The following is a 21,100-nucleotide window of genomic DNA, read 5'->3' on the forward strand; positions in this document are numbered from 1 at the left end:
TTTTGCGTGTGAGTGAATGTGCTATGGGGACATCTGCGCTTCAAATTCAAAATCAGTACCGCTCACATCAGCGTCCAAGTCGATTCTGAGTGTTGTACCAGATAAGGGTTGGCGCTGTAATTCTTGCTCTGTCATGTCGTAAGATGCAGTGGTAAGTGCGAGCACTCCCTTTTCAATAAAGGTACATCGAGTGGCGTGTCGAATGGGTAAAGGGATGCTCTGGACATATTGCCCATTGCTTTCATAAACCGTAATAATGCCCGCATCCCAATGACAAACATAAAGCCTGCCTTCAGAATCGACTTTTAAACCATCAGGAAGCCCTGTTCCTTGAGGGAGTTCAACAAAAACGCGCTTTGATTGAATGGCTTTCCAGTGTGAATCCACTTGGTATCGATACACTTTTCTTTGGAACATATTACTGACGTATACAAACTGATTCTTTGCGTCAAATGCTATGCCATTGGTGACAGAGAAGCCGCAATCCAATTGCTGAATTTGCATCGTTTCCTTATGCAAAATGAACAGCGCTCCGTCCGGTGCTTCGAGCTCGTCTTGATTCATGGTGCCAAACCAAAGATCGCCTGCTGGGCTGACGACTCCGTCATTGGGTCTCAAATTGGGATTGTTTTTAACGGGGCTTCCGAGGTATTCGTACCGTTGGAAATTTGGATCACTGGCGTAAATACCGATCTTGGTCACCAACAGCCAGCCAGATTCTCGTATTTTCGCTATAGCAGTCACTGGGAGTCCGATGTGGAAACATTGTGTTTGCTTAGATTGAAGATCGAATTGGTAAATGTAACTGGATTCAGCATCCACCCAAACCAATATCTTACCTTCAACACAGATGGGAGACTCTCCAATGATGCAAGTGGAGTCTTCTAACATGTCGTAATTCATGATAATTCCTAGAACACAGGGAATGAAAAGGGCGGCACCCCTATGAGTGCCGCATTGGATTACTGGGTTAGCCTGAGGCGAGCATTTGCCCAATCTGCGTGGTCGTGACCAATCCCATCACCGGCTCCGTTCACTTTCAGGGTGAGTGAGGTAGCGTTAGAAGGTATCGATACATTGACCTGCTCGGCTGCACCACTTCCCGTCAGCGTGGCGCTTTGGAACATCTGCACGCCATCAACGTCTACCTGAAAAACAACCGATCCTTGATTGCCGACTTCATCATCTACGCCAATATTGGCGCTGAATTGATTGTAGGTACCAGCCGGGATCTGATACGTGATAACGGAGTTAGCATGAACGCCAAGCCCTTTGCTATAGGACTGACCCGCAATGGTGATGGTGTTGCCATCGGAATCGCCTTGTTCACCATTAGAGCGATCTTTTTCCATGTTTCCCCATCCGTTACTCGATGACGTTTCTGCTAAATCGCTTACGTATACATAGGTTGGGGTCGCCGGAATCGACTGTTCTGTACGGAATAAGCTTCCATCACCGGGATCTTGGGGGTGTTGCCAATTGGTGCCACCGTCAGGATCGAACGCAAACCCGATGCCCGAAGTCGGACCGCTGCCACCATTGCCGTTGCTGATCCGAAGTTCAAAGGCATGCCACCCAGCAGATAGGTTGAGATTGCCAGTGGCGACTTCATCGTTCCAATTGTCGCTACTCAACACCAAGGTGCCATCTATCCAAAGGCGAGTTTTGTCATCGATGTATTCCTTAAACGAAAGGTTGCCATCGGCATCAAAAATGTAGCCTGTGTAAATCTCGGTGGTGTTCCCTGCGATGGAATCCTCGGTTTCACTCAGGGTAGAGGTCACACTGGTTTTGGGGTTAGCCGCATTGGTATTGATGTTGCCACTCACGGTGCCGTAGTAAAGACCCGCTTGGAAGCTTGGCGTAGGGTCCTGAGTGCGGAATAAGCTACCGTCACCCGGATCTTCAGGGTGGCTCCAGTTGGTTCCACCGTCTGGGTCGAACGCAAACCCTATTCCTGAAGTTGGGCCGCTACCGCCATTACCGTTGCTGATCCGCAGTTCAAAAGCATGCCATCCAGCAGACAAGTTGAGATTGCCAGTGGCGACTTCATCGTTCCAATTGTCGCTGCTCAAAACTAAGGTTCCATCGATCCACAGACGGGTTTTATCGTCGATGTATTCTTTGAACGATATATTTCCGTCAGCATCGTAGATATAGCCTGTGTAGATCTCTGTGGTATTGCCATCAATGGAATCTTCCGTTTCACTCAAAGACGTTGTAAGCCGCGTTTTTGGGTTTTCAGTAGACGTATTGATGTTGCCCGCCACTTCGCCGTAGTACAGCCCAATTTCAGAAGGTGCGTCGCCTTTTTCACGAAGCTTGGCGTCTGCCCAGTCGGCGTGATCGTGACCAACACCGTTACCTCCATCTTTGACCACCAATTTGAGCACACTGTGTGTGGCTGAAATAGGAAGGATGACGGCATCGGTTGCACTACTGCCCGTTAATACGCCACTTTGGAAGCTGAGTACATCATCTAAGTAGACTTCGAATACAACAGAACCATTGTTGCTGACTTCATCATCAACGCCGATGAATGCCGAAAACTGGTCGTACTCTTTTTGTGTTAAGTCATAGGTGATTTCTGAGTACGCGTGTACCCCTAAACCTTTTGAATACGTTGTGCCAGCAAGGCGTATCGGGCCACCATCATTACTGCCAGATTCACCATTACTTCGGTCTTTTTCAAATGGCCCCCACGCGTTATCTGAACTGGTTTCTGAAAGGTCGCTCAAGTAATCGTATTTCGGTGCTGGCGGCGGTTCAGGAACCACGATAGGTGGACCTTCGTATTCAATTTGGTTGAGGTACGCCACAAGTTGGGCGCGCTCAGCCGAGTTCGATATTAAGTGCTGGTTACCGATTTGCAGCACATCATTTAACGTTGCAGCTTGCCCATTGTGGAAATAAGGCGCGGAGTCCCACAGCCCGATAAGCGTTGGTGTATCAAAACCTACACCAGCTAAAGGTTGTGAAATACCCTGACCAGACGATGCTTGAATGGTGCCCACATCGTGACGAAGCATGTCCGTTAAATAGACGCCAGAGTGACAGGCAGCACAGCCTTTATCGACAAAGAGCTGCTTACCCGCTTGTGCTTGAGGCGTTAAATCTCCATTGGCATCTCGATGGGGGCTCTGAGGGAAACGAGCAAGACTGGAGACATAAAATGAGAGGTTATCGAGGTCGTCACTTTTTCCAGCTTTAGGAGAACCCAGAGGATCTTTCACGTCGTCGAATAACGCGTCGTCAATAAACCCTCGGCCACCAAATGCGAAGCGAATATCATTTTCAAAATCGTGGATTTCGTCAAAATTCGCTGTCCAGTGTACTCGACCATTTCCTAGCCCTGTACGCCCAAGTAATGGAATAGTGTTTCGCAGCCCTTCACCGCGATCAGTAAAGTCCCAAACTCGACCATCGGAATCGCCTCCGGTATGGCAGCTGGCGCAAGAGAGATATCCATCTTGTGTCATGCGGGCATCGGCAGCGTTGTGGAAGATTTTTTTGCCAGCTAACACTCTTGGGTGAAGCGTTTCGTTGCTAACCGTTGCCACTTCTGCCACACGCGTAATGTCGCCTTGCTGGCTTTCGAAGTTGCTAACGTCATACACCACCACAGAGCGCGATAAGAACCCATGAACAAACAGATGATCCCCAGATTTAATCAACCCGATTGGCGCTTGACCGCTGTTTGCCAGCTCATTAACTCGGTTTAAGTTGTAAGCATCGCGAATTTCGACACTGTTTTGTCCTTCTACCGCGATGTAAGCGTAATCACCTAATGTGCTAAAAGCGATGGCTTTAGGCTGTGCGCGGTTATCGATATCGAGTTGCACATTGGGCAACTCTTGATTCGTGTTCAGGTCAATCTGAGAAACAATGGCACGAATGGTGGTTTCAAACGTGAGCGTTTTGTTTTCGTCGTTCTCTTTAAAAGGACCGCGATCAACATTGGCTTTATTTGAAGGAATCCATGCTCTAAGACCATCCGGAGAAATGGTGATCCCATTGAGGTAGTTGGGTATTCCTCGGCTTCTGTCGGGACCATCAATCGTACTGGTGTCTTTTACCAGCGATATCACCTGAGTAACCGATAAGTTGTTGATACTGACTTCAACCACTTCTGCCTGTTGTTGTGGCGAAATAAATCGAGTGACGTATGCGGTGTCTGAATCTGTGCTTATCGCGAGCCCTCTTGCAGAGTGACCAATGGTGACGGATCCAACTTGCGCCCCTGTACTGGGGTTAAGTTTGAGTAACTGACCGCTGGCTTGAAGAGTAACGAGTGCGGCGTTGTTGTCGGGTGTAAACGCAATACCGTAGGGCTGAGAAGCTCTTGGCAAAGCGATATCCCTAATCTTAGATCCTTGAGTGGATAAGACGGTAATGGAGTCACTGTGTTGGTTGACAGCCCATACATCACCATTGGGTGCGATGGCTAAGGTTCTGGGGCGATCGCCTACAGGGGTTTCCCAAAGCTTATTGAAAGGGCTGTTTGTCGATAGCGCAGTGACGGTGTCGTTGTCCTCGTTCACCACAAAAGCGCGATTGCCAGATTTGGCAATGGTCGATGCCGTTGAAGGAGGCGTCGATGTTGTTGGATGGTAAGCGGTGATAAGCCCAGATTTTGTAGAACTGAAGTTAGATTCCCGCACTGTAACAATTGGGGACCAATGACCGGGTGACGAATACACATGGCTTGCCGCAGAGTTTGAAGAAAAGGGGGTAGGGGATGTTCCATCTCCGAAATTCCATGAGTATTCCAAAGCGCCACCATTAATTGGGCTGGCCGATGCACTCACGCTGATACTTTGCCCGACTTGAGTGGTGGACGGAATGGAAACGGTGGCGTTGTGTGAGGCAATGTTACCCGTTGAAAACAGGTATTGCTGATACGGCATGGAGTTCCCTGCGAAGTCCTGAATACCGTCGATAGTCACTACATAGATTTGGTTGGTGCTGAGGTTTTGGGAGGGAGTGAAATGAACGAATCCCAAGTTTACACTGTAAATACCTTGAATCGGGGTATTGTCACTAAGCTTATTGATTTTAAACGTTGTTGAGTTAACAGACTCCATCAATATGCTGTCTGAAAGCGCCAAACCAATTCGAGTGGTAACTGGAACCTGCGTGGATTCACTGGCTGGCATGGCTCTGACAATTTGAGGTGGCGCGGTATCTTGATTGGTTTGTTGGGCAATCAGACCACTGCCGCTGCCGTGGTCATTCCCAACCCAAATCATATTACCGAATGCAAAGACTTGCCCATGATCGGTATCCGAGCCTGTGGCGTTCAATGAACCTGTACCAATAGACGAAATATTATTGATATCGGAGACATTCAAGACTGAAATATCATCTTGATTACCTAGCATTAAGCGATCGTCCTGAAGGTTACAGTAAAGGTTTACAAAGCCACTTTCTGATTCACTCAGTAATGAAATAGGATCGGATGTGGTGTCATAAATCCTAAGATTATCCCCTGCGCTCCTTGCGCCAAAATAGGCGCGTTTTCCATCCCAACAAGATGCATAGTACTTTTCTGGAAGGCGTGAATGTGTTTTCACTAAGGTGGGGTTTTCAGGATCGTCTATGTTGAGAATGGAGAATCCATTGGTCGTTTCCATACTGGATAGGAACATTTCATTCCCTACAGCAAATACTGGACCTACGTTGAAGTTACCGAGTTGGCTTGTTGGAATGGTTTTGACCACGGTTGGATTATCAACATTCGATGTATTAACGATGGTTAGCCCGGCGTTTCCTCGTGAAACATACAAATAGGGGGCTTGCCAGAAAAGCTGCCATGACACATTGTTGTAATCACCAAAGTTAACCCCTGAAATCGCAAGCTTACTGCGTTGAATCGGGTTATTTACGTCACTCCAATCCCAAATTTCAATTCCTCTGCCTGTTTGAATGGCAATCAGGTTGTTTTCACTTAAACCGAAAGAGTGTGGTTCTCGGAAGTCGGCGGTGCGTAAGCCGTTTCCAGTTCGATGCGCATTACTTGCATCGGGTTCGTACACCCTTTTCACTAACTGAATATTTCGTGGATTGGATACATCCAATGCTATCCATCCTCCAGGACCTCCACCGCTATCGGGGGCGAATACACCAATCATGTACCCGTTCAACATAGTCATCACATTGACACCAAAATGTTTTCTACCCGGGTAATCAGGAGGAAGGATGTCGGTGGTGTCGTCGATCAATGGCGTTGAAATCTGAGTGAATAACTCGCTTGAAGAAAACGTCACATTACCCAGCCCTGGTCCCTGCGCTGCGTTCGAAGCCCCCGATAACAGAGACACCGACAAGGCAAAATAAGCCAGTGGGTGAGTGCAATTGCTAAATAGCCGCTTGGATGTGGCACTCCAGCGGCTCAAGTTCAAAGGTTTCATTACTCGAATACCTCGTTTCAGTATTGAACTATGCCATTTCTTTACTGGTTAACTACACGCAATAGCGCGGTAGTGACCACCTTATGAAAGAAATTAGCGCCAGTGTAAATTGGTGTGTAACGGCCACGGTTATTGATTTCGTTTATATTTTTGAGCTGCTCTATGGCAATAAAGTGAATGGCTCTGTTACGTTGTGTTCTCCTTATTTAGGTGGAAAGTGGTTGATCCAATCCGACACATGACGATATCGGGCAAATCTTTTGGCTAGCTCAGCATGGCGGGTAGAATCAGGCATAAAAACCTGCACCTTGCTACGCATAGATTTGACGGAATCTTCAAATGTAGTAAAAAAGCCAGCGGTGTAGGCCGCTGCCATCGCGACACCTTTCGCGCCAGATTCACTGCATTGCGTGATGTGTATTTCAACATTAAGTACATCGGCAAACAGTTGGCACCAAAATTCGCTTTTTGCTCCTCCTCCAGTGAGTAACGCGTGAGAAAAGTGGATTCCCGCTTTGTTCAGTTTCATTACGTGTTCTAAGTGCCCAAAGGAGATGCCTTCGTACACCGCATAAAGTAAGTCAGGCTTTTTATGCCATCCCGCCAAATCGAAAAAGTTACCTCTGGCAGCACAGTTGTCTCCTGATCCGTACAAGTAAGGGTGAAACAAAGGCAACTTAGAATTAAATTCAACCTGCTCAATCTGTTGATTGCACACATCAAAAATACTTTGATTTAGAGAAGCCGCTTGTTGCTTTTCAAGTGCAAAGAATTCCCGTACAAACCATTCAAGGTTCGAGGCTGAAGTAGCACTGTTTTCCATGGCAAGAAATCGCTCTTGGGGGAACAAACAGGTCATAAAAAGCTGTTCACTCGGCAAGGTCTTGGTGACCACTTGGTTTATGCTCCAAGTGCCCGTGACAATGGAAGCATCGTTGCTGTCCCAAACACCAGACCCGATTGCGCTGGCGACAACGTCCAGCATGCCGCCGACAACTGGGATGCCTTCAGGTAATCCCGTAAGCTCAGATGCTTTTGCTGTCACGTGACCAAGAAGCTGTTCACTTTGGATTGGTGCTGGGATTGCTGCAGCGATATCATTGATGTCGAAGAGCGTGAGCAATTCAGTGCTGATGTCATCTTGGGTAAAATCAAAGAGTCCAGACGCGCTTAAATCGCTGTAATCGGTTTTTATCTGATCGGTAAGGCAGAAGTTTAAATAGTCTTTACAGAAAAACACCGTGCCGATATTGGCGTACAAGGATGATCGGTTTTTCTTTAGCCATTTCAGTAATGTCGCGGTTTGTGAAGACCAAGATCCTTGCCGATTTAAGGTGCGCATTCTGCTGTAGTGGGTACCAGCTTGAAAGTCTGCGACGAGATCACCGGCGCGGCTATCCAAAGATTGAATCGCCAGCAACGGCTGGTGGTGTTTATCCAAGAGATAAGCACCATTTCCATGCCCACTTACCCCGATTGCCGAAATCTGAATCCCCGAAAGCGCTGGGTGCGCCAAAACGTCGCCAATCGCTTCGCAAGCCAGCAGCCATAATCGACCCATATCGAGTTCGGTATGATCCGGCTCGGGGTATTGAGTTTCGATTGCTCGCGCTGCGGAGACAATTTCGTTACCTGCGGCATCAAAAATGGCTGCTTTAATCGCTGTATTTCCACAGTCTAATCCAAGGACGACGTCCGACATGGATTCCCCTTAGTATTCGCGTTGGTAAATATTCATGGCATCTGCAACCGAGGCGTCATCGTGAATCATTGCCATCAATGCACTGACCACTTTTGCAGGGTTTGAGTGTTGGTAGATGTTACGACCATAGACCATACCCAATGCACCTTGATCAAGTAGAGCCCTTGCTTTGGTGAAGACACTTTCAATATCTTCTTTGCCCCCACCTCGTACCAATACAGGGCAACGTGCCGCTTCTACTACCTTATGGAAGTCATTGGCATCTTTGGTTGGGTCGGCTTTGATGATGTCGGCACCGAGCTCTCGACCTACGCGAACTAAGGTGACAATTTTTTCGCAATCGCCATCCACCATGTATCCGCCGTTTCCGGAATTTGGCTGCATGACTAAAGGTTCAATCATGAGTGGCATACCGTACTTCTCACAATCCAGCTTCACCTTGCTGATATTGTCGATGCACTGGCGGAATAATTCTGGTTCGTCGGGCAGCATGAACAAGTTCACCACTACACAAGCCGCATCCATTTGAACGGCTTGCAATACTGGGTCTTGGTGATTTTGCAACATTGCCCACATCACTCGATGACGTTCGGCGTTATATGGGTTACCTAGGTCAATTCGCATCACCAAAGCGGGTTTGTTTTTGCCTTCAACGTTTTGCAGTAGATCGCTTTGCCCGTAAGTCATTTGAATGGCATCAGGTTGTGCGCTGACCAATTGCTCCACGACCGAGGGCATATTTTCTAGTCCATCGAGAAAAGAAGGTTCGTTACATACACCGTGGTCGATAGCGACATCCAAGCAACGGCCGTGTTTCATTAGCCGCTTCATCCTTACTTTTTTACTCATATACATAGTGTGCTTTCCTTGCAGTTTTAGGCGTCATTTCAGTGGGTTCTCCCACTGGCGTGAGCTGTAGTCCGTTATAAAAATTTAATGAATTCACCGTTTCTCCATGTATGCGCAGGCGAGCACTTTCATCCCACTGGAAAAAGCGGCTCATGAGATCGATGATTTCTTGTAATACGTTGTCGTGCAGTGAACCTTCGATAGCAATGGAGGTTCTGCGCTGAATGAGATCTAGTGGGAGCTGCACGCATTCGTGTTTCATCAGATATTCCAGCTCACCTTCGGTGTAGTGAGGCAGGGTAAGCAGGGGCTTGAAACCGTTTGATTGTAGGTGAGTCAATATTGCCTCGCACTCCGTGCCATAACGTGAGACCAATAAAGCGGTGTAAGAATGCGATTGTTGATACAACTCCGAGAGGTGCTGGACGTATTGAGCTCGCTCTTGAGGGGATTTTGGGAACCCCTGACCTCCGCCTATGATTCGGTCTTGCGTGCCAACGCGTCGTTTTGTGTTCAAATTGTTGAGTACTTGATTGACCACCTCTTCCGCGAACGCACGGAAGGTCGTCCATTTGCCACCAATCATCGAATAACAGGTGATAGTCCCATTAAACAGGTGATCTATTTGAGTTACATGGCTCCTTGGAATTTGCCCAGCACTGGCTTTGGTCGCTGCGCCAAGAGGGCGAATACCGCTGAACTGATACAGAATATCGCTCGGATGAATAACAACGGTTGGGAAAATGGCTCGCACCGATTCAATGATGTAACTGACTTCTTCGTCAGTGCAGCGAATGTTATCTGGCTGAGTAACGGGAATGTCTGTCGAGCCTATTAAGACCTTCCCTAAATAGGGAAACATAATACAGACACGATTTTCTTTGTTTTCGTAATACACCATGTCGCCTTTTAACGCGCTAAGCAGATCCGGATGATCGACAATGATGTGGGAACCTTTGGTGTTACTTAAGTACTGGGTAGGGTTCCCTGCTTGATGATTGACGTTATCTATCCAAGCGCCCGTTGCATTGATGAGTTGGGTCGTGGTGACATGTGTTGTGTGATCCGTTAATTGGTCAACAAGTTCAATGCTTCCATCACCTTGAACTAAGGCAAGTGTGTAATTCAGTGCGTGAGGTTGGCCTTGGGTCTCGTCGCCTTCTTTGAGCAATTCAATTGCCAGCCTTTCCGGCGAACTTATCCATGCATCATAGTAAGCGGCACTGCAATAGACATTGCTGTCAAAAAGTGGCCAGCGTGACTTAGTCTGCTTTTTTCCAAACATCTGGTGGTTGGGCATGACTTGATCTCGTCGAGTAAAGAAATCGTAAAGCCCCAACCCCAGCTTCACAATAAGGGCGCCTCGCTCAGACGTTTTAGGCTCTAACCCTAAAAATCGTAAGCTTGCTGGCACTATGCCTTTCAACCACGACGTAAGGGGAATGTGCGTTTGAAGTGGGTGCACTAAATGCGGTGCGTTCTTTAACAGCCGGTTTCGCTCATTCAGCGATTCTTTTACAAGGTCGAATTCGGCATTTTCAAGATAGCGCAGCCCACCATGGATCATTCGAGACGGGGCAGCACTGGCTTTGCTACAAAAGTCGTCTTTCTCAATTAATAAAACGTTCAACCCTTGCAGCGATAAATCGCGATAAGTAGCGATACCGTTGATGCCACCGCCGATCACAATGGCATCAAAATGTTCGCCCGTTTTTATGGAGTGAATGGCTCTTTGAGGGACTGTCATGTGCTCTCCTATTCGCCGCTGTTGATGGCGTTAAGGTGAACGTCGACCGCGTTTGTCACGAATGCCACATCCGAAGTCGCTAAACTCAATGAACCTGCGTGGGCATTTTCGATGGCTTGTTTAGGATTGCGGGCACCACACAACGCGTAAGTCACGCCCGGTTGTGTCAGAGTCCATGCAATGACTAACTGAGCGACAGAGATTTGGTAATCGTTGGCTACCGGTAAAACTCGTTGGCAAAACGCTTGTACATGTTTGCGGTTTTCTACGCTAAACCATGGGTCTTGTTTGCGTTGATCATCCCCCGAGAATTGGGTGTCGGCAGTGATTTTCCCAGACAGCAAACCGAGCGCCAAAGACGAGTAACTCAGGCAAGACACCTCATTGGCCAGAGTGTGCGGCAGCAAGGTGTTTTCCAACGAGCGATCAATCATGTTGTAGCGCTCTTGAATGGCATCAACAGGCCCGTACTTTTGATACTCTTTTAACTGCTCTAAAGACGCATTACTGATGCCAATAGCTTTGATCTGCCCCTCTTTTTTTAGCGCCATGAGTGTGCTCATGGTTTCTTCTATCGACGTGGTTTCGTCTTGCCAGTGTGTGATATAGAGGTCGATGTAATCCGTTTGCAGCCTACGAAGGCTTTGTTCTAACTCATGGCGGATGGAATCTCGACCTAAGAAGCGGTGAACCTGCTGTCCTTGTTCTTCAAAGAAGTGATTACCTTGCTGGGTATGCCAAACCAATCCGCATTTTGTTGCAAGTACGACGTCTTCTCGACGCCCCTTTATTGCTTGGCCAACTAAGGATTCGGATTTACCTAAACCGTAAGCTGGAGCGGTATCAATGAGCGATACCCCATTGTCGATGGAGGCACGAATAGCTTCGATGGATTGCTTTTCGTCGGTTCCTCCCCACATCCAGCCACCCATAGCCCAAGTACCAAGACCAATGACGGAAGTGTCTGTGTGAGTGGTTCCTAGTGTTCTGGTTTTCATGAGGTTGTTCCTTTGCGCTTTTTGGTTTCTTCAAATTTTTCCAATACCAGTTTGGCGGTGCCTTCATCGGATATAAGGGTATTGATGAAGTTGCCATTTAATGCGGCAACAATGGGCGTCACTTTGCTATCGCTGGCGGCAATCCCTATGCGGATTGGCACTTCTCTTAATTCATCAAGCGTCAGCCCCACCAACTTTTCATTGAGTTGGTCAAAACATGAGGTTCCGTTAACGTTGATCAAGTGCGCAAGCATTTCGCCTTCACAATGGTTACTACGAATTTGATCGCATTCTTCTTGGGACATGTTGTTGCGCAGGTCGAAGTAGCTTTCAGAACCCGTTGCGAGTGCCCCAACGCCCACTAAGGCAATGTCTGCTTTTCGAGCGATATCCAGCACTTCTTTACAACTTCGCATAGCGATTAGGACGTCTCGATCTTGCTGGGTGTCGGCAAACAACGGGGCGTGAATCTGCATGGATTTACCGCCTAGCTTTTCGGCTAACGAGTAAGCGAGATGATTAACGTCGGTAAAGTATTTACCTTGCACGCCACCCGTAGCTGGCACCACGGTGACTTTGTAAGTGCGGGTAGGTTTAATCACTTCCACTAGGGCGGATATAGCTTTACCGCCACTCACACATATAACATCGCCATCGCGTAGTCGACTGAGTAACAATTCGGCGGCGGTTTCGGCGACAAATTGAAAATTGACTGAAGGGTCGCTGCTTACTGAAGGTGCGAGCACGGCATCATTCAGTTGAGTCGAGGTCACCAAGTGACGTTCAAACTCTGCAACATTGGCATGCTGGATATTCAAGTTGATTTCCACCAACCCGTCTTCTCGCGCGTTACGAATGATGCGATTCACTTTGGCGGCGGATAAAGACAGCAACTTGGAAATATCAGACTGACTTTTGTTTTCCAGATAATGAAGGGTGAGCACCTTACGTACCAACCAATCTGTTTCATTCTTCGTTGGCGTTACTTTTCTCAAAGGGGTGATTGCCATGGTCAGGTTCTCCTAGCGATTAGTTGGATTTTTTGTTGAGAAGATGATCAACGGCGACTGCAAACAACAGAATTAAACCTTTGATGAAATCTTGCCAATAGACAGAGACATCCAGAAGAATCAATGAGCTAGACACCACACTAAGAAGGGCAATACCAAGAATGGCACCGAGAACTGACCCTTGACCGCCATTGAAGCTTGCCCCACCAATAACGGCAGCAGCAATGATATTGAGCTCTAAACCGACACCGAAATTAGGGGTGGCTGCACCAAATTTAGACATGTAAATGATGCCGCCAAGCCCACACAATGCAGAACATAAAACCGTGACCCACAGTTTTACTTTGTCGGTTCGAATACCGGAGTATTCGGCGGCTTTCTCGTTACTGCCGGTGTAAAACACCTTTCTGAATGCGGTCGCATTTCTCAGCAAGTAATCGGATATAACGACAACGACTAAGAAAATAATGATCGAAAACGGCACACCGTAGAAAGTCCCCTGACCAACAAACTTGAATTCAGGGGGCAGAGAGAAGAGTGAAATCGGCGTCCCTTGAGTGATGATCATGCTTGCGCCACGCGCTAATCCCATAAAGGCAAGCGTGACAATAAAGTGATGGAGCCCAATTCGCGTAACGCATAGCCCCATCAAATAACCAATGCCGCCCGACGCTGTGATTGAAATTAGGCTTGCCAACCAAGGGTTAACGCCCAGAATAAAAAGCTTGGCTGCAAACACCATTGCCAGGCACATTACCGCACCTACCGACAAGTCAATGCCTCCGACAATGATCAACATGGTCATTCCCACGACGACGATCCCCTCAACTGAGAAGGACAGCAGCATGGCTTTCATATTGGCCCAAGTTAAAAAATAGGGTGATGCAAAACTCATCGCAATGAAGAGCCCTACAATGATCAGAATGAGCGTAAATTCACGCATGTTCTTGGTGCGGTTAAATAGGCTTTTAAAAGCGCTCTCTGATGGTGAGTTCATGTTTTTATCGGTTATCAAGTTATTGTCCATAATCTTTTTCTCCACGTTTATTCCTAGCGTTGCACCGTATTAGTGGCTGATTTCCGTAGACGTGCGTAATTGGGATGCCGTGTGTGAATGAGTTGCTGTATTTGTTTGAGTAGCGATATTTGACGGAGCAGTTGTGCTTGCTAGATCGCAAGCAACGCCAGATGCCATCCGCATGATGTTTTCTTCTGTAATTTGATCGGCTTTTAAAATCCCATTGCATCGTGATTCACACATCACCATGACGCGATCGCTTAAGCCGATGACTTCTGGGAGCTCTGAAGAAATCACAATGATGCCAACGCCGTTGTTCGCGAGCTGCCTGATCATTTTGTGTATTTCAGATTTAGCCCCGACGTCGATACCACGTGTCGGCTCGTCCATAATGATCACTTTGGGTTGCACTGATAGAATTTTGGCAATCGCCACTTTTTGTTGGTTGCCTCCACTTAGCGAAGAAACGGGGGCTGACATACCGCTGGATTTAAGGTTCAATTCCGTGGTCAGCCGAGCCGCTTGTTCTTCTTCCACTCGATGCTGAATCATGCCGTTTTTAGAGACTTGGTTTGGGCTAAGAGCGGAGACGTTTTGAGCAATAGACAAGTCGAGGAAAACGCCGTTTTCTTTGCGATCTTCGGAAAGGTAGACAATGCCCGCATCAATACCATCTTGATAGGACTGAATATTGAGTGGGTTTCCTTGGTAAGAAACCTCTCCGCTGGTCTTGGCTTGAAGCCCACATATGGCTTTCACTAATTCGGAACGACCAGATCCTATAAGCCCTGAAATGCCAAATATCTCACCTTCGTGCAAATCGAAATTGATGTCTTGAAAACGCTTTTTGTCGGACAAGTTCTTAACTTCAAGCAGTGCCGTATTACTTTCGATATCGCCTTGAAACTTTTCTGGATACAAGTCACTCAGTTCTCGACCCACTAAGTCATTCACCACCTGTTCTGGTGTTGTGTCCTTGGTGGGATAACTTACTACGCGAATTCCGTCTCGGAATACGGTGACTTGGTCGCAATGTTCAAAGACTTCCGCCATGCGGTGGCTAATGTAAATAATGCTGATGCCTTTGCTCTTAAGCTGATGCATGATTTGGAATAGCAGCTTAGATTCGGTTTCAGTGAGCGCGGCTGTCGGTTCATCTAAAATCAAAATATGACAATCTAAGGTGAGTGCTTTCGCTATCTCGACAAGTTGTTGGTTTGAAATACTGAGGTCGCCGACAAGAATATTTGGGTCGATCTCGGCAAGTTGAGCAATGGCCGATTTCGCTTCTTCTTTGACTGCTTTGTAATTCATGAATAGCTGTTTAGAGGCGCTGGTCTTGGCCATTAAAATGTTTTCTGCCACTGAAACGTCTGGGCATAACGCAATTTCTTGATGGACAAACCCAATGCCTTTGCGCTGTGCTTCCAATGGACCTTTGATCTTGGTTTTTTTGCCATTCAATAAGATATCGCCTGAGTCGGGTTGATAAATTCCATCAATGATTTTCATTAATGTGGATTTTCCCGCTCCATTCTCTCCTGCCAAAGCGTGTATTTGACCTGGCATCAACGTAAAGCTGACGTCTTCAAGCGCGATGGTTTGCCCGAAGGTTTTTCGGACATTGCGAATTTCTAATACCGGCGTAGGTAACGACATAGGTATCTCCTGTGTAGGCTTAGCGTGCAGTTTTATTGGCTTTTTGTATTAGCTTGAGCAACCACGTCGTCCCGATAACAACGGATTGCCCAAGCTGGTTTTGTATTATTCGTTAATGCCTTTTGTGCCGCGTTTTTGGAGATATTTATCCCAGTAGAAATCGTCTGCGTTTTCTTTGGTTACAATGGCAAAACCATTGTCGACAAACGGGACACCCATTGGGTTGTAGCCTGAACGTTTGTAATCGTTCATTGGGTCGATGAGGTCGGAGTGCGCCGCTAAGTAAAGGAGCATCATGCCCATGTAGCCTTGCATGCCTTGGTTGGGGTTGACTGCGCCAAAAACTTCACCCGATTTGATCATGTCTAGGATTTTTGCGTTCACATCCGCGTTCATGACTTTGATTTTCCCGCCTAGTTCTTTGGCGGCTTGTGCGGCACCTAATGCTGAGGTGGCTTCAGGCATAAAGACAGCACCTAATTTAGGGTGAGCCTGTGCCATGGTCATGACGGCGTTGTACGCTTTCGTTACATCCGTGTTGCTGGCGGCGCGAGAAACCAGTTTCATGTCTGGCCATTTTTCTTCCATTCGTGCAATGAATGCAGAAATTCGACGGTCGTGATTGTCTTGTCCCGGGTTTTCTAATACCGCGTATTCGCCTTTTCCACCCATGGATTCTGCGATGGTATCGGCTGCATGTCTGCCTTCCGCGTAGTTATCTGAGGTAATAAAAGAAACGCGATCACTGTTCGGTGAATCTGCCGCAAAAGTGACAACTGGGATGCCCATTTCTTTGGCGCGATTGATAGGTTCAATGAAAGGGTCTGGGTTCATCGGGTGTAGAAGAATACCCGCGGGTTTTTTCGCTAGCACTTGTTCAAAAGAAGCGAGCTGTTTGTTTACGTCGTATTCTGGCGTTCCGGTATACACGGTTTTACACCCCATCGACTTCGCCGCTTGTTTCATCATTTCATATACAGGGAACCAGTACTCCACGCCACTGACCATGACGTTCATGTAGTAGGTTTCTCCAGGCTTACATTTAAAAGCCTCTTCTGCTGTCGCTTGAGAGGTGAGCCCCGTGAACGCTGCGATCGAAATTGACGCAATTCCCAGTAGCTTCTTCAAGTTGATTGAGGATGGTTGGAACCTTTTCATTGCACTCTCCTTGTGGCGTTTTTGTTGTGCCCTTTTCCGATAGGCGTTTGTTCCGATTGCGTGAAAAATCACAACCTGATTGAAATATTGATTTAGTGAAATTTCTTTCAGGAGGTTAAATAATAATCACCTACTGATTAAAGTGTCAAAGTTATTTCGATACAAATGGTCTCATTAAAATCTATGTTTTTTTTGTTTTTTAAGTGATTTGTTAACAATTAATTTACTTATTAACCGATTGTGTTGCGGTGCTTTTTTCTGACAAAAGAAGGGCATTCAAAAAGAGGAAATCGAGGCTTTTTTGATTGTATGAAAGTGTGACTCACTTCTAATTTGAATCATTGAACAGATGGTCTTATCTGTTATAACGATACTTTAAGTCTCATTTTTATCTTTACAATCTCCACTTGCTCGCACTAATATTAAAAACGATACAAAAAGTATCATTGAAATGACTTTAGGTTTTGCTGACTAAGAAAACTAAAGGTAAAGGGCAAGAGAAAAGGATGTAAAAAATGAGCAATCAGGTTCAACTTCCAAGGATCATGGAAATCGGTGCGGGTGCCAGCCAGCAGATAACAGAGGTGTTGACTAGCTTTGGTTGTAGTGCGCCACTGTTGGTGACCGATAACGTTATGGTGTCGTTGGGATACCCAGATAAAATTATTCAGCACTTGTCACGAGCAGGAATAGAGTGTGCGGTGTTTTCCGATACCGTACCAGAGCCAACCGTGTCTTCTATAGCGCGAGGCGTAGATGTTTTTCGGGAAGGTCAGTATGACGCCATTATTGCATTGGGTGGCGGTAGCCCGATTGATTCCGCGAAAGCTATCAATATTTTGGGTACACACGGCGGAGTGATGCGCGATTACAAGTTTCCTCGTGTGGTAACGGAATCGGGTGTTCCTTTAATCGCGATTCCGACAACTGCGGGAACGGGATCAGAAGTGACGCGATTCACTATTATTACTGATGACGAAGCCGATGAGAAAATGCTGTGCCTAGGGCTTGGTTTTATACCACACGCTGCTTTGGTGGACTATGAGCTGACAACAAGTGTGCCTCCAAGGGTCACCGCAGATACGGGAATTGATGCGCTCACCCACGCAATAGAAGCTTATGTGAGTCAAAAAGCGAATTTGTTTAGCGATGCGCAAGCCATTGCTGCCATGAGGTTGATTGCCCCCAATTTAAGAAAAGCGTACCACGAGCCCAATAACCATAAAGCGAGAGAAGCCATGATGCTGGGCTCTACGCTTGCTGGTATGGCGTTTTCAGCGGCATCTGTCGCTCTAGTGCATGGGATGAGCCGCCCGATTGGCGCTTTTTTCCATGTACCTCATGGCTTATCGAACGCGATGCTTTTGCCGACCATCACCCGCTTTTCTATCCCAAGTGCCAAATCGCGCTATGCAGATTGTGCTCGGCACATGGGGATAGCGTTGCAAGAAGCCAGTGACGACGTGGCATGCAATTCACTTGTGCAAGAACTTATTGCGCTTAACCAAGAATTGTCTGTGCCTACTATGTCGGAATTTGGAATCGACAAGGAACAGTATTTTTCACTTTGCGAGGTGATGGCGGAGCAAGCATTGGCTTCTGGTTCGCCAGCAAATAACCCAAAAGTACCGAGCCATCAAGAGATCATCGGGCTTTATCATCAGTTGTGGGCATAAGGAGATCCCAATGGAACGTATCGGACATTTTATCAATAACAATATTGTTGAATCCCAAGATTCAAATTTAGTGAAGGTTACTAATCCGGCAACGGGTGAGCACATTCTCGATGTGGCGATGGCTTCTGTTCAAACAACAGATCAAGCCGTAGAGGCGGCTGCCGCTGCATTTCCTGCGTGGGCGAAAACGCCATCGGTGGTGAGAGCGCGAGTCATGTTCAAATTCAAAGCACTTATCGAAGCCCACCGGAATGAACTGGCTCAGATTATTACCGAGCAGCACGGGAAAGTGCTCAGTGATGCACATGGAGAAATCACTCGTGGGCTGGAAGTGGTGGAGTTTGCTTGCGGTATTCCTCATGCACAAAAAGGTGAGCATTCGCTGAATGTGGGACGTCAGGTGGATTCTCATTCCATGATGCAACCTTTAGGCGTTTGCGCAGGCATTACGCCTTTCAATTTCCCAGTAATGGTTCCGATGTGGATGTTTCCTATTGCCATTGCATGCGGCAACACGTTTGTACTGAAACCGTCAGAGAAAAATCCAACGCCCGCAATGTTTTTAGCGGAATTGCTTAAACAAGCCGGATTACCAGATGGGGTGTTTAATGTGGTGAATGGCGATAAAACCGCTGTGGATGTGCTGCTCACTCACCCTAAAGTTCAGGCGGTCAGTTTTGTAGGCTCAACTCCTATTGCGGAATACATTTACTCCACCGCTTCGGCACATGGAAAACGCAGCCAAGCATTGGGAGGGGCGAAAAACCACATGGTGGTAATGCCAGACGCAGACACACAACAAGTCACCAATGCACTGATGGGAGCGGCATACGGTTCAGCCGGAGAGCGCTGCATGGCGATTTCCGTTGCGGTGTGTGTGGGTGAAGAAGCCGCACAAAACACCATTGAATCGCTGTTGTTGGCGATAGCCGAACTCAAAGTGGGGCCAGGCGACAGAGCAGACGAACCGGATATGGGACCAGTGATCAGCCAAGCGCACAAAGACAAAGTGGTTGGGTACATCGATAAAGGCGTGGAAGAAGGCGCGACATTGCTCGTTGATGGACGTAATTATCATGTTGAAGGCGCGGAAAGCGGATTCTTTGTCGGGCCAACGTTGTTTGACCGAGTGACGTCGGATATGACGATTTATCAAGAGGAAATCTTCGGTCCCGTTTTATCCGTTGTACGAGTAGACACGCTTGAAGAGGCGATTCAACTCATTAATGACCACGAGTACGGTAACGGCACGGCGATCTTTACCGAAAGCGGCAGAGCGGCACGTTTGTTCCAAGAAAATGTGTTGGTTGGCATGATTGGCGTGAACGTGCCGATTCCGGTGCCGATGGCATTTCACTGCTTTGGCGGTTGGAAGCGTTCCATTTTTGGGCCACTGAATATGCATGGACCCGACGGGATTCGCTTCTTTACCCGTATGAAAACGGTGACATCTCGCTGGCCAGAGTCGGATGGCTTGCGAGCGGAGTTTTCGATGCCAACCATGAAATAGAACATACCCAAGTAGTGTGACGCTATCATCAGAAAATTAGTGTTTGTTAGCAACTACTTGGGCTGCTTTTTATCTTGAGGTAGATTGAGTATATACTGCTTCCATAACGAAAAACCGTATCAGGGTATTATGACGACCAGCAATAAGCGTGAAAAAGGTTCTACAATCCTTCGTGTGTTAGAAATCTTACAAGAGGTGGCTTCCAGTGAGCAGCCGCTATCGCCTACCGAAGTTGGGGTAAGGCTGGATATCCCCAAGCCAACGTCTCACCGAATCGTTAATACGTTACTAAAAGAAGGCTGGTTGTACACTGATCTGAAAGGTCAGCTTGTCCCTGGTGACCATTTCCACAATATCGCTTTAAACGTTCTGCACACCAGCGTCCATAAAACACACTGGCGTGCCATATTAGAGCGTGTTGCAAAAGAAATGGATGAAACCTGTGGTATTGCCATTCCTGATGGTACGGAAATGATCTATTTCGATAGAGTCGAATGTGAATACCCATTAAGAGTCCATATTCCGGTAGGAACTCGTGTACCTGCTTGGTGTTCATCCAGTGGCAAGCTCTACCTAAGTAGCCTTCCTGAATCGCGTCGCCGTGCCATGTTTAAGCAATTCGACCTTCAACCAATGGGGAAAAACTCCATTGTAGGGCCTGAAGCGCTAGAGCAATCTTTGCTAGGTATACATCAAACACAAATTGGTGTGGATAACGAAGAGTTTATGGATGGCATGAATGCAATATCTGTCCCCATCAAACGTTCAGACGGTCGCCTAATTGCTTGCTTGTTTTGCCATGCCCCAATCGCTCGTAAAACGATTGACCACTTAATTACCTCTGTGGACAAACTTCGAAAAGCCGCACAAGAAATTGAATCAGTACTTGCGGCGATGGAAGAAGAGTAGGGCTAGAGTACCTACCTAACGTCATGGATGTTATCCCTAAGCACTACTCACTTCGATTCGTGTCATGAGGTTTAGGAGGTTTGAGTAAGATTGATAAAAGTGGTATTTAAACCGACACTTTTATTAAACCTGCAAGTGAAATTTGCCTATCTATTATTTTCATAGTAGCCGATACCATATTCTGGTTTCGGCCTTTTTCTTTTTATAATTAGAACTTACTACTTCTCTTTTTTATATAATTGCATTTAAAAATAGCTATTAATGTTGAATTAATGTAACTGATGATAATGGTATTTTCACATAAATCGGTTCAATAACTAAATTTAAACTTCAAAGTATTTAATTTTTATTTTGTCAGTAGATTTGTTCTAATTACTGAAGTCAAATAATTTCACATACATTATTATTTTAATTTTATCTGTGAACTTATTAATTGGTTGAAAATTCATTTAAG

Annotated in this window: 13 protein-coding genes; 3 read left to right on the top strand and 10 right to left on the bottom strand. The window is 46.8% G+C overall.

What is annotated here, in order from left to right; all coding sequences use genetic code 11:
* Positions 1-21 precede the first annotated feature (21 nt).
* The 10 genes from VPNCDNU1_RS14110 to VPNCDNU1_RS14155 all read right to left on the bottom strand — a co-directional run bounded on the left by VPNCDNU1_RS14110 (position 22) and on the right by VPNCDNU1_RS14155 (position 16,551).
* Positions 22-903: an SMP-30/gluconolactonase/LRE family protein gene (locus VPNCDNU1_RS14110; protein WP_104400906.1), complete on the bottom strand. Its 882-nt coding sequence runs from the start codon at positions 901-903 to the stop codon at positions 22-24.
* 59 nt (positions 904-962) lie between these two features.
* Positions 963-6,410: an NPCBM/NEW2 domain-containing protein gene (locus VPNCDNU1_RS14115; protein ID WP_104400907.1), complete on the bottom strand. Its 5,448-nt coding sequence runs from the start codon at positions 6,408-6,410 to the stop codon at positions 963-965.
* 202 nt (positions 6,411-6,612) lie between these two features.
* Complete coding sequence (locus VPNCDNU1_RS14120; protein WP_104400908.1) at positions 6,613-8,112, bottom strand: FGGY-family carbohydrate kinase; 1,500 nt, start codon at positions 8,110-8,112, stop codon at positions 6,613-6,615.
* 9 nt (positions 8,113-8,121) lie between these two features.
* Positions 8,122-8,931: a class I fructose-bisphosphate aldolase gene (locus tag VPNCDNU1_RS14125; protein ID WP_237324136.1), complete on the bottom strand. Its 810-nt coding sequence runs from the start codon at positions 8,929-8,931 to the stop codon at positions 8,122-8,124.
* Positions 8,932-8,953: 22 nt separating this feature from the next.
* The gene (locus VPNCDNU1_RS14130) at positions 8,954-10,708 is read right to left on the bottom strand and encodes a glycerol-3-phosphate dehydrogenase/oxidase (RefSeq protein WP_104400910.1); all 1,755 of its coding nucleotides are present in this window, start codon (positions 10,706-10,708) and stop codon (positions 8,954-8,956) included.
* 8 nt (positions 10,709-10,716) lie between these two features.
* Positions 10,717-11,706, bottom strand: a complete 990-nt coding sequence (locus VPNCDNU1_RS14135; RefSeq protein ID WP_104400911.1) for an aldo/keto reductase — start codon at positions 11,704-11,706, stop codon at positions 10,717-10,719.
* Positions 11,703-12,716 carry a sugar-binding transcriptional regulator gene (locus VPNCDNU1_RS14140; RefSeq protein WP_104400912.1) on the bottom strand — a complete coding sequence of 338 codons (1,014 nt, stop codon included), beginning with the start codon at positions 12,714-12,716 and terminating at the stop codon, positions 11,703-11,705. Before VPNCDNU1_RS14140 ends, VPNCDNU1_RS14135 begins: the two co-directional genes overlap by 4 nt.
* A gap of 19 nt (positions 12,717-12,735) precedes the next feature.
* The gene (locus VPNCDNU1_RS14145; protein WP_237324137.1) at positions 12,736-13,758 is read right to left on the bottom strand and encodes an ABC transporter permease; all 1,023 of its coding nucleotides are present in this window, start codon (positions 13,756-13,758) and stop codon (positions 12,736-12,738) included.
* 24 nt (positions 13,759-13,782) lie between these two features.
* On the bottom strand, positions 13,783-15,393 hold the full coding sequence (locus VPNCDNU1_RS14150; RefSeq protein WP_104400913.1) for a sugar ABC transporter ATP-binding protein: 1,611 nt from the start codon (positions 15,391-15,393) through the stop codon (positions 13,783-13,785).
* 105 nt (positions 15,394-15,498) lie between these two features.
* A complete protein-coding gene (locus tag VPNCDNU1_RS14155; protein ID WP_237324138.1) occupies positions 15,499-16,551 on the bottom strand; it encodes a substrate-binding domain-containing protein in 1,053 nt (350 codons plus the stop codon).
* 515 nt (positions 16,552-17,066) lie between these two features.
* Here VPNCDNU1_RS14155 and VPNCDNU1_RS14160 point away from each other — a divergent pair.
* The 3 genes from VPNCDNU1_RS14160 (at position 17,067) to VPNCDNU1_RS14170 (ending at position 20,646) form a co-directional block, all read left to right on the top strand.
* Positions 17,067-18,227 carry an iron-containing alcohol dehydrogenase gene (locus VPNCDNU1_RS14160; RefSeq protein ID WP_104400914.1) on the top strand — a complete coding sequence of 387 codons (1,161 nt, stop codon included), beginning with the start codon at positions 17,067-17,069 and terminating at the stop codon, positions 18,225-18,227.
* Between the two features lie 10 nt (positions 18,228-18,237).
* Positions 18,238-19,737, top strand: coding sequence for a CoA-acylating methylmalonate-semialdehyde dehydrogenase (locus tag VPNCDNU1_RS14165; protein WP_104400915.1), 1,500 nt, complete (start codon positions 18,238-18,240; stop codon positions 19,735-19,737).
* Positions 19,738-19,866: 129 nt separating this feature from the next.
* Complete coding sequence (locus VPNCDNU1_RS14170) at positions 19,867-20,646, top strand: IclR family transcriptional regulator (RefSeq protein WP_104400916.1); 780 nt, start codon at positions 19,867-19,869, stop codon at positions 20,644-20,646.
* Positions 20,647-21,100: the final 454 nt, after the last annotated feature.

This window comes from Vibrio penaeicida, from assembly GCF_002933855.1.
GTDB lineage: Bacteria > Pseudomonadota > Gammaproteobacteria > Enterobacterales > Vibrionaceae > Vibrio > Vibrio penaeicida_A.

Excerpts from the sequence above, each read along its gene's own strand:
- VPNCDNU1_RS14140 (WP_104400912.1), bottom strand. The coding sequence starts at position 12,716 with ATGGCAATCACCCCTTTGAGAAAAGTAACGCCAACGAAGAATGAAACA.
- VPNCDNU1_RS14160 (WP_104400914.1), top strand. The coding sequence starts at position 17,067 with ATGAGCAATCAGGTTCAACTTCCAAGGATCATGGAAATCGGTGCGGGT.
- VPNCDNU1_RS14125 (WP_237324136.1), bottom strand. The coding sequence starts at position 8,931 with ATGAAACACGGCCGTTGCTTGGATGTCGCTATCGACCACGGTGTATGT.
- VPNCDNU1_RS14165 (WP_104400915.1), top strand. The coding sequence starts at position 18,238 with ATGGAACGTATCGGACATTTTATCAATAACAATATTGTTGAATCCCAA.
- VPNCDNU1_RS14110 (WP_104400906.1), bottom strand. The coding sequence starts at position 903 with ATGAATTACGACATGTTAGAAGACTCCACTTGCATCATTGGAGAGTCT.
- VPNCDNU1_RS14120 (WP_104400908.1), bottom strand. The coding sequence starts at position 8,112 with ATGTCGGACGTCGTCCTTGGATTAGACTGTGGAAATACAGCGATTAAA.
- VPNCDNU1_RS14115 (WP_104400907.1), bottom strand. The coding sequence starts at position 6,410 with ATGAAACCTTTGAACTTGAGCCGCTGGAGTGCCACATCCAAGCGGCTA.
- VPNCDNU1_RS14135 (WP_104400911.1), bottom strand. The coding sequence starts at position 11,706 with ATGAAAACCAGAACACTAGGAACCACTCACACAGACACTTCCGTCATT.
- VPNCDNU1_RS14150 (WP_104400913.1), bottom strand. The coding sequence starts at position 15,393 with ATGTCGTTACCTACGCCGGTATTAGAAATTCGCAATGTCCGAAAAACC.
- VPNCDNU1_RS14170 (WP_104400916.1), top strand. The coding sequence starts at position 19,867 with ATGACGACCAGCAATAAGCGTGAAAAAGGTTCTACAATCCTTCGTGTG.
- VPNCDNU1_RS14130 (WP_104400910.1), bottom strand. The coding sequence starts at position 10,708 with ATGACAGTCCCTCAAAGAGCCATTCACTCCATAAAAACGGGCGAACAT.
- VPNCDNU1_RS14155 (WP_237324138.1), bottom strand. The coding sequence starts at position 16,551 with ATGAAAAGGTTCCAACCATCCTCAATCAACTTGAAGAAGCTACTGGGA.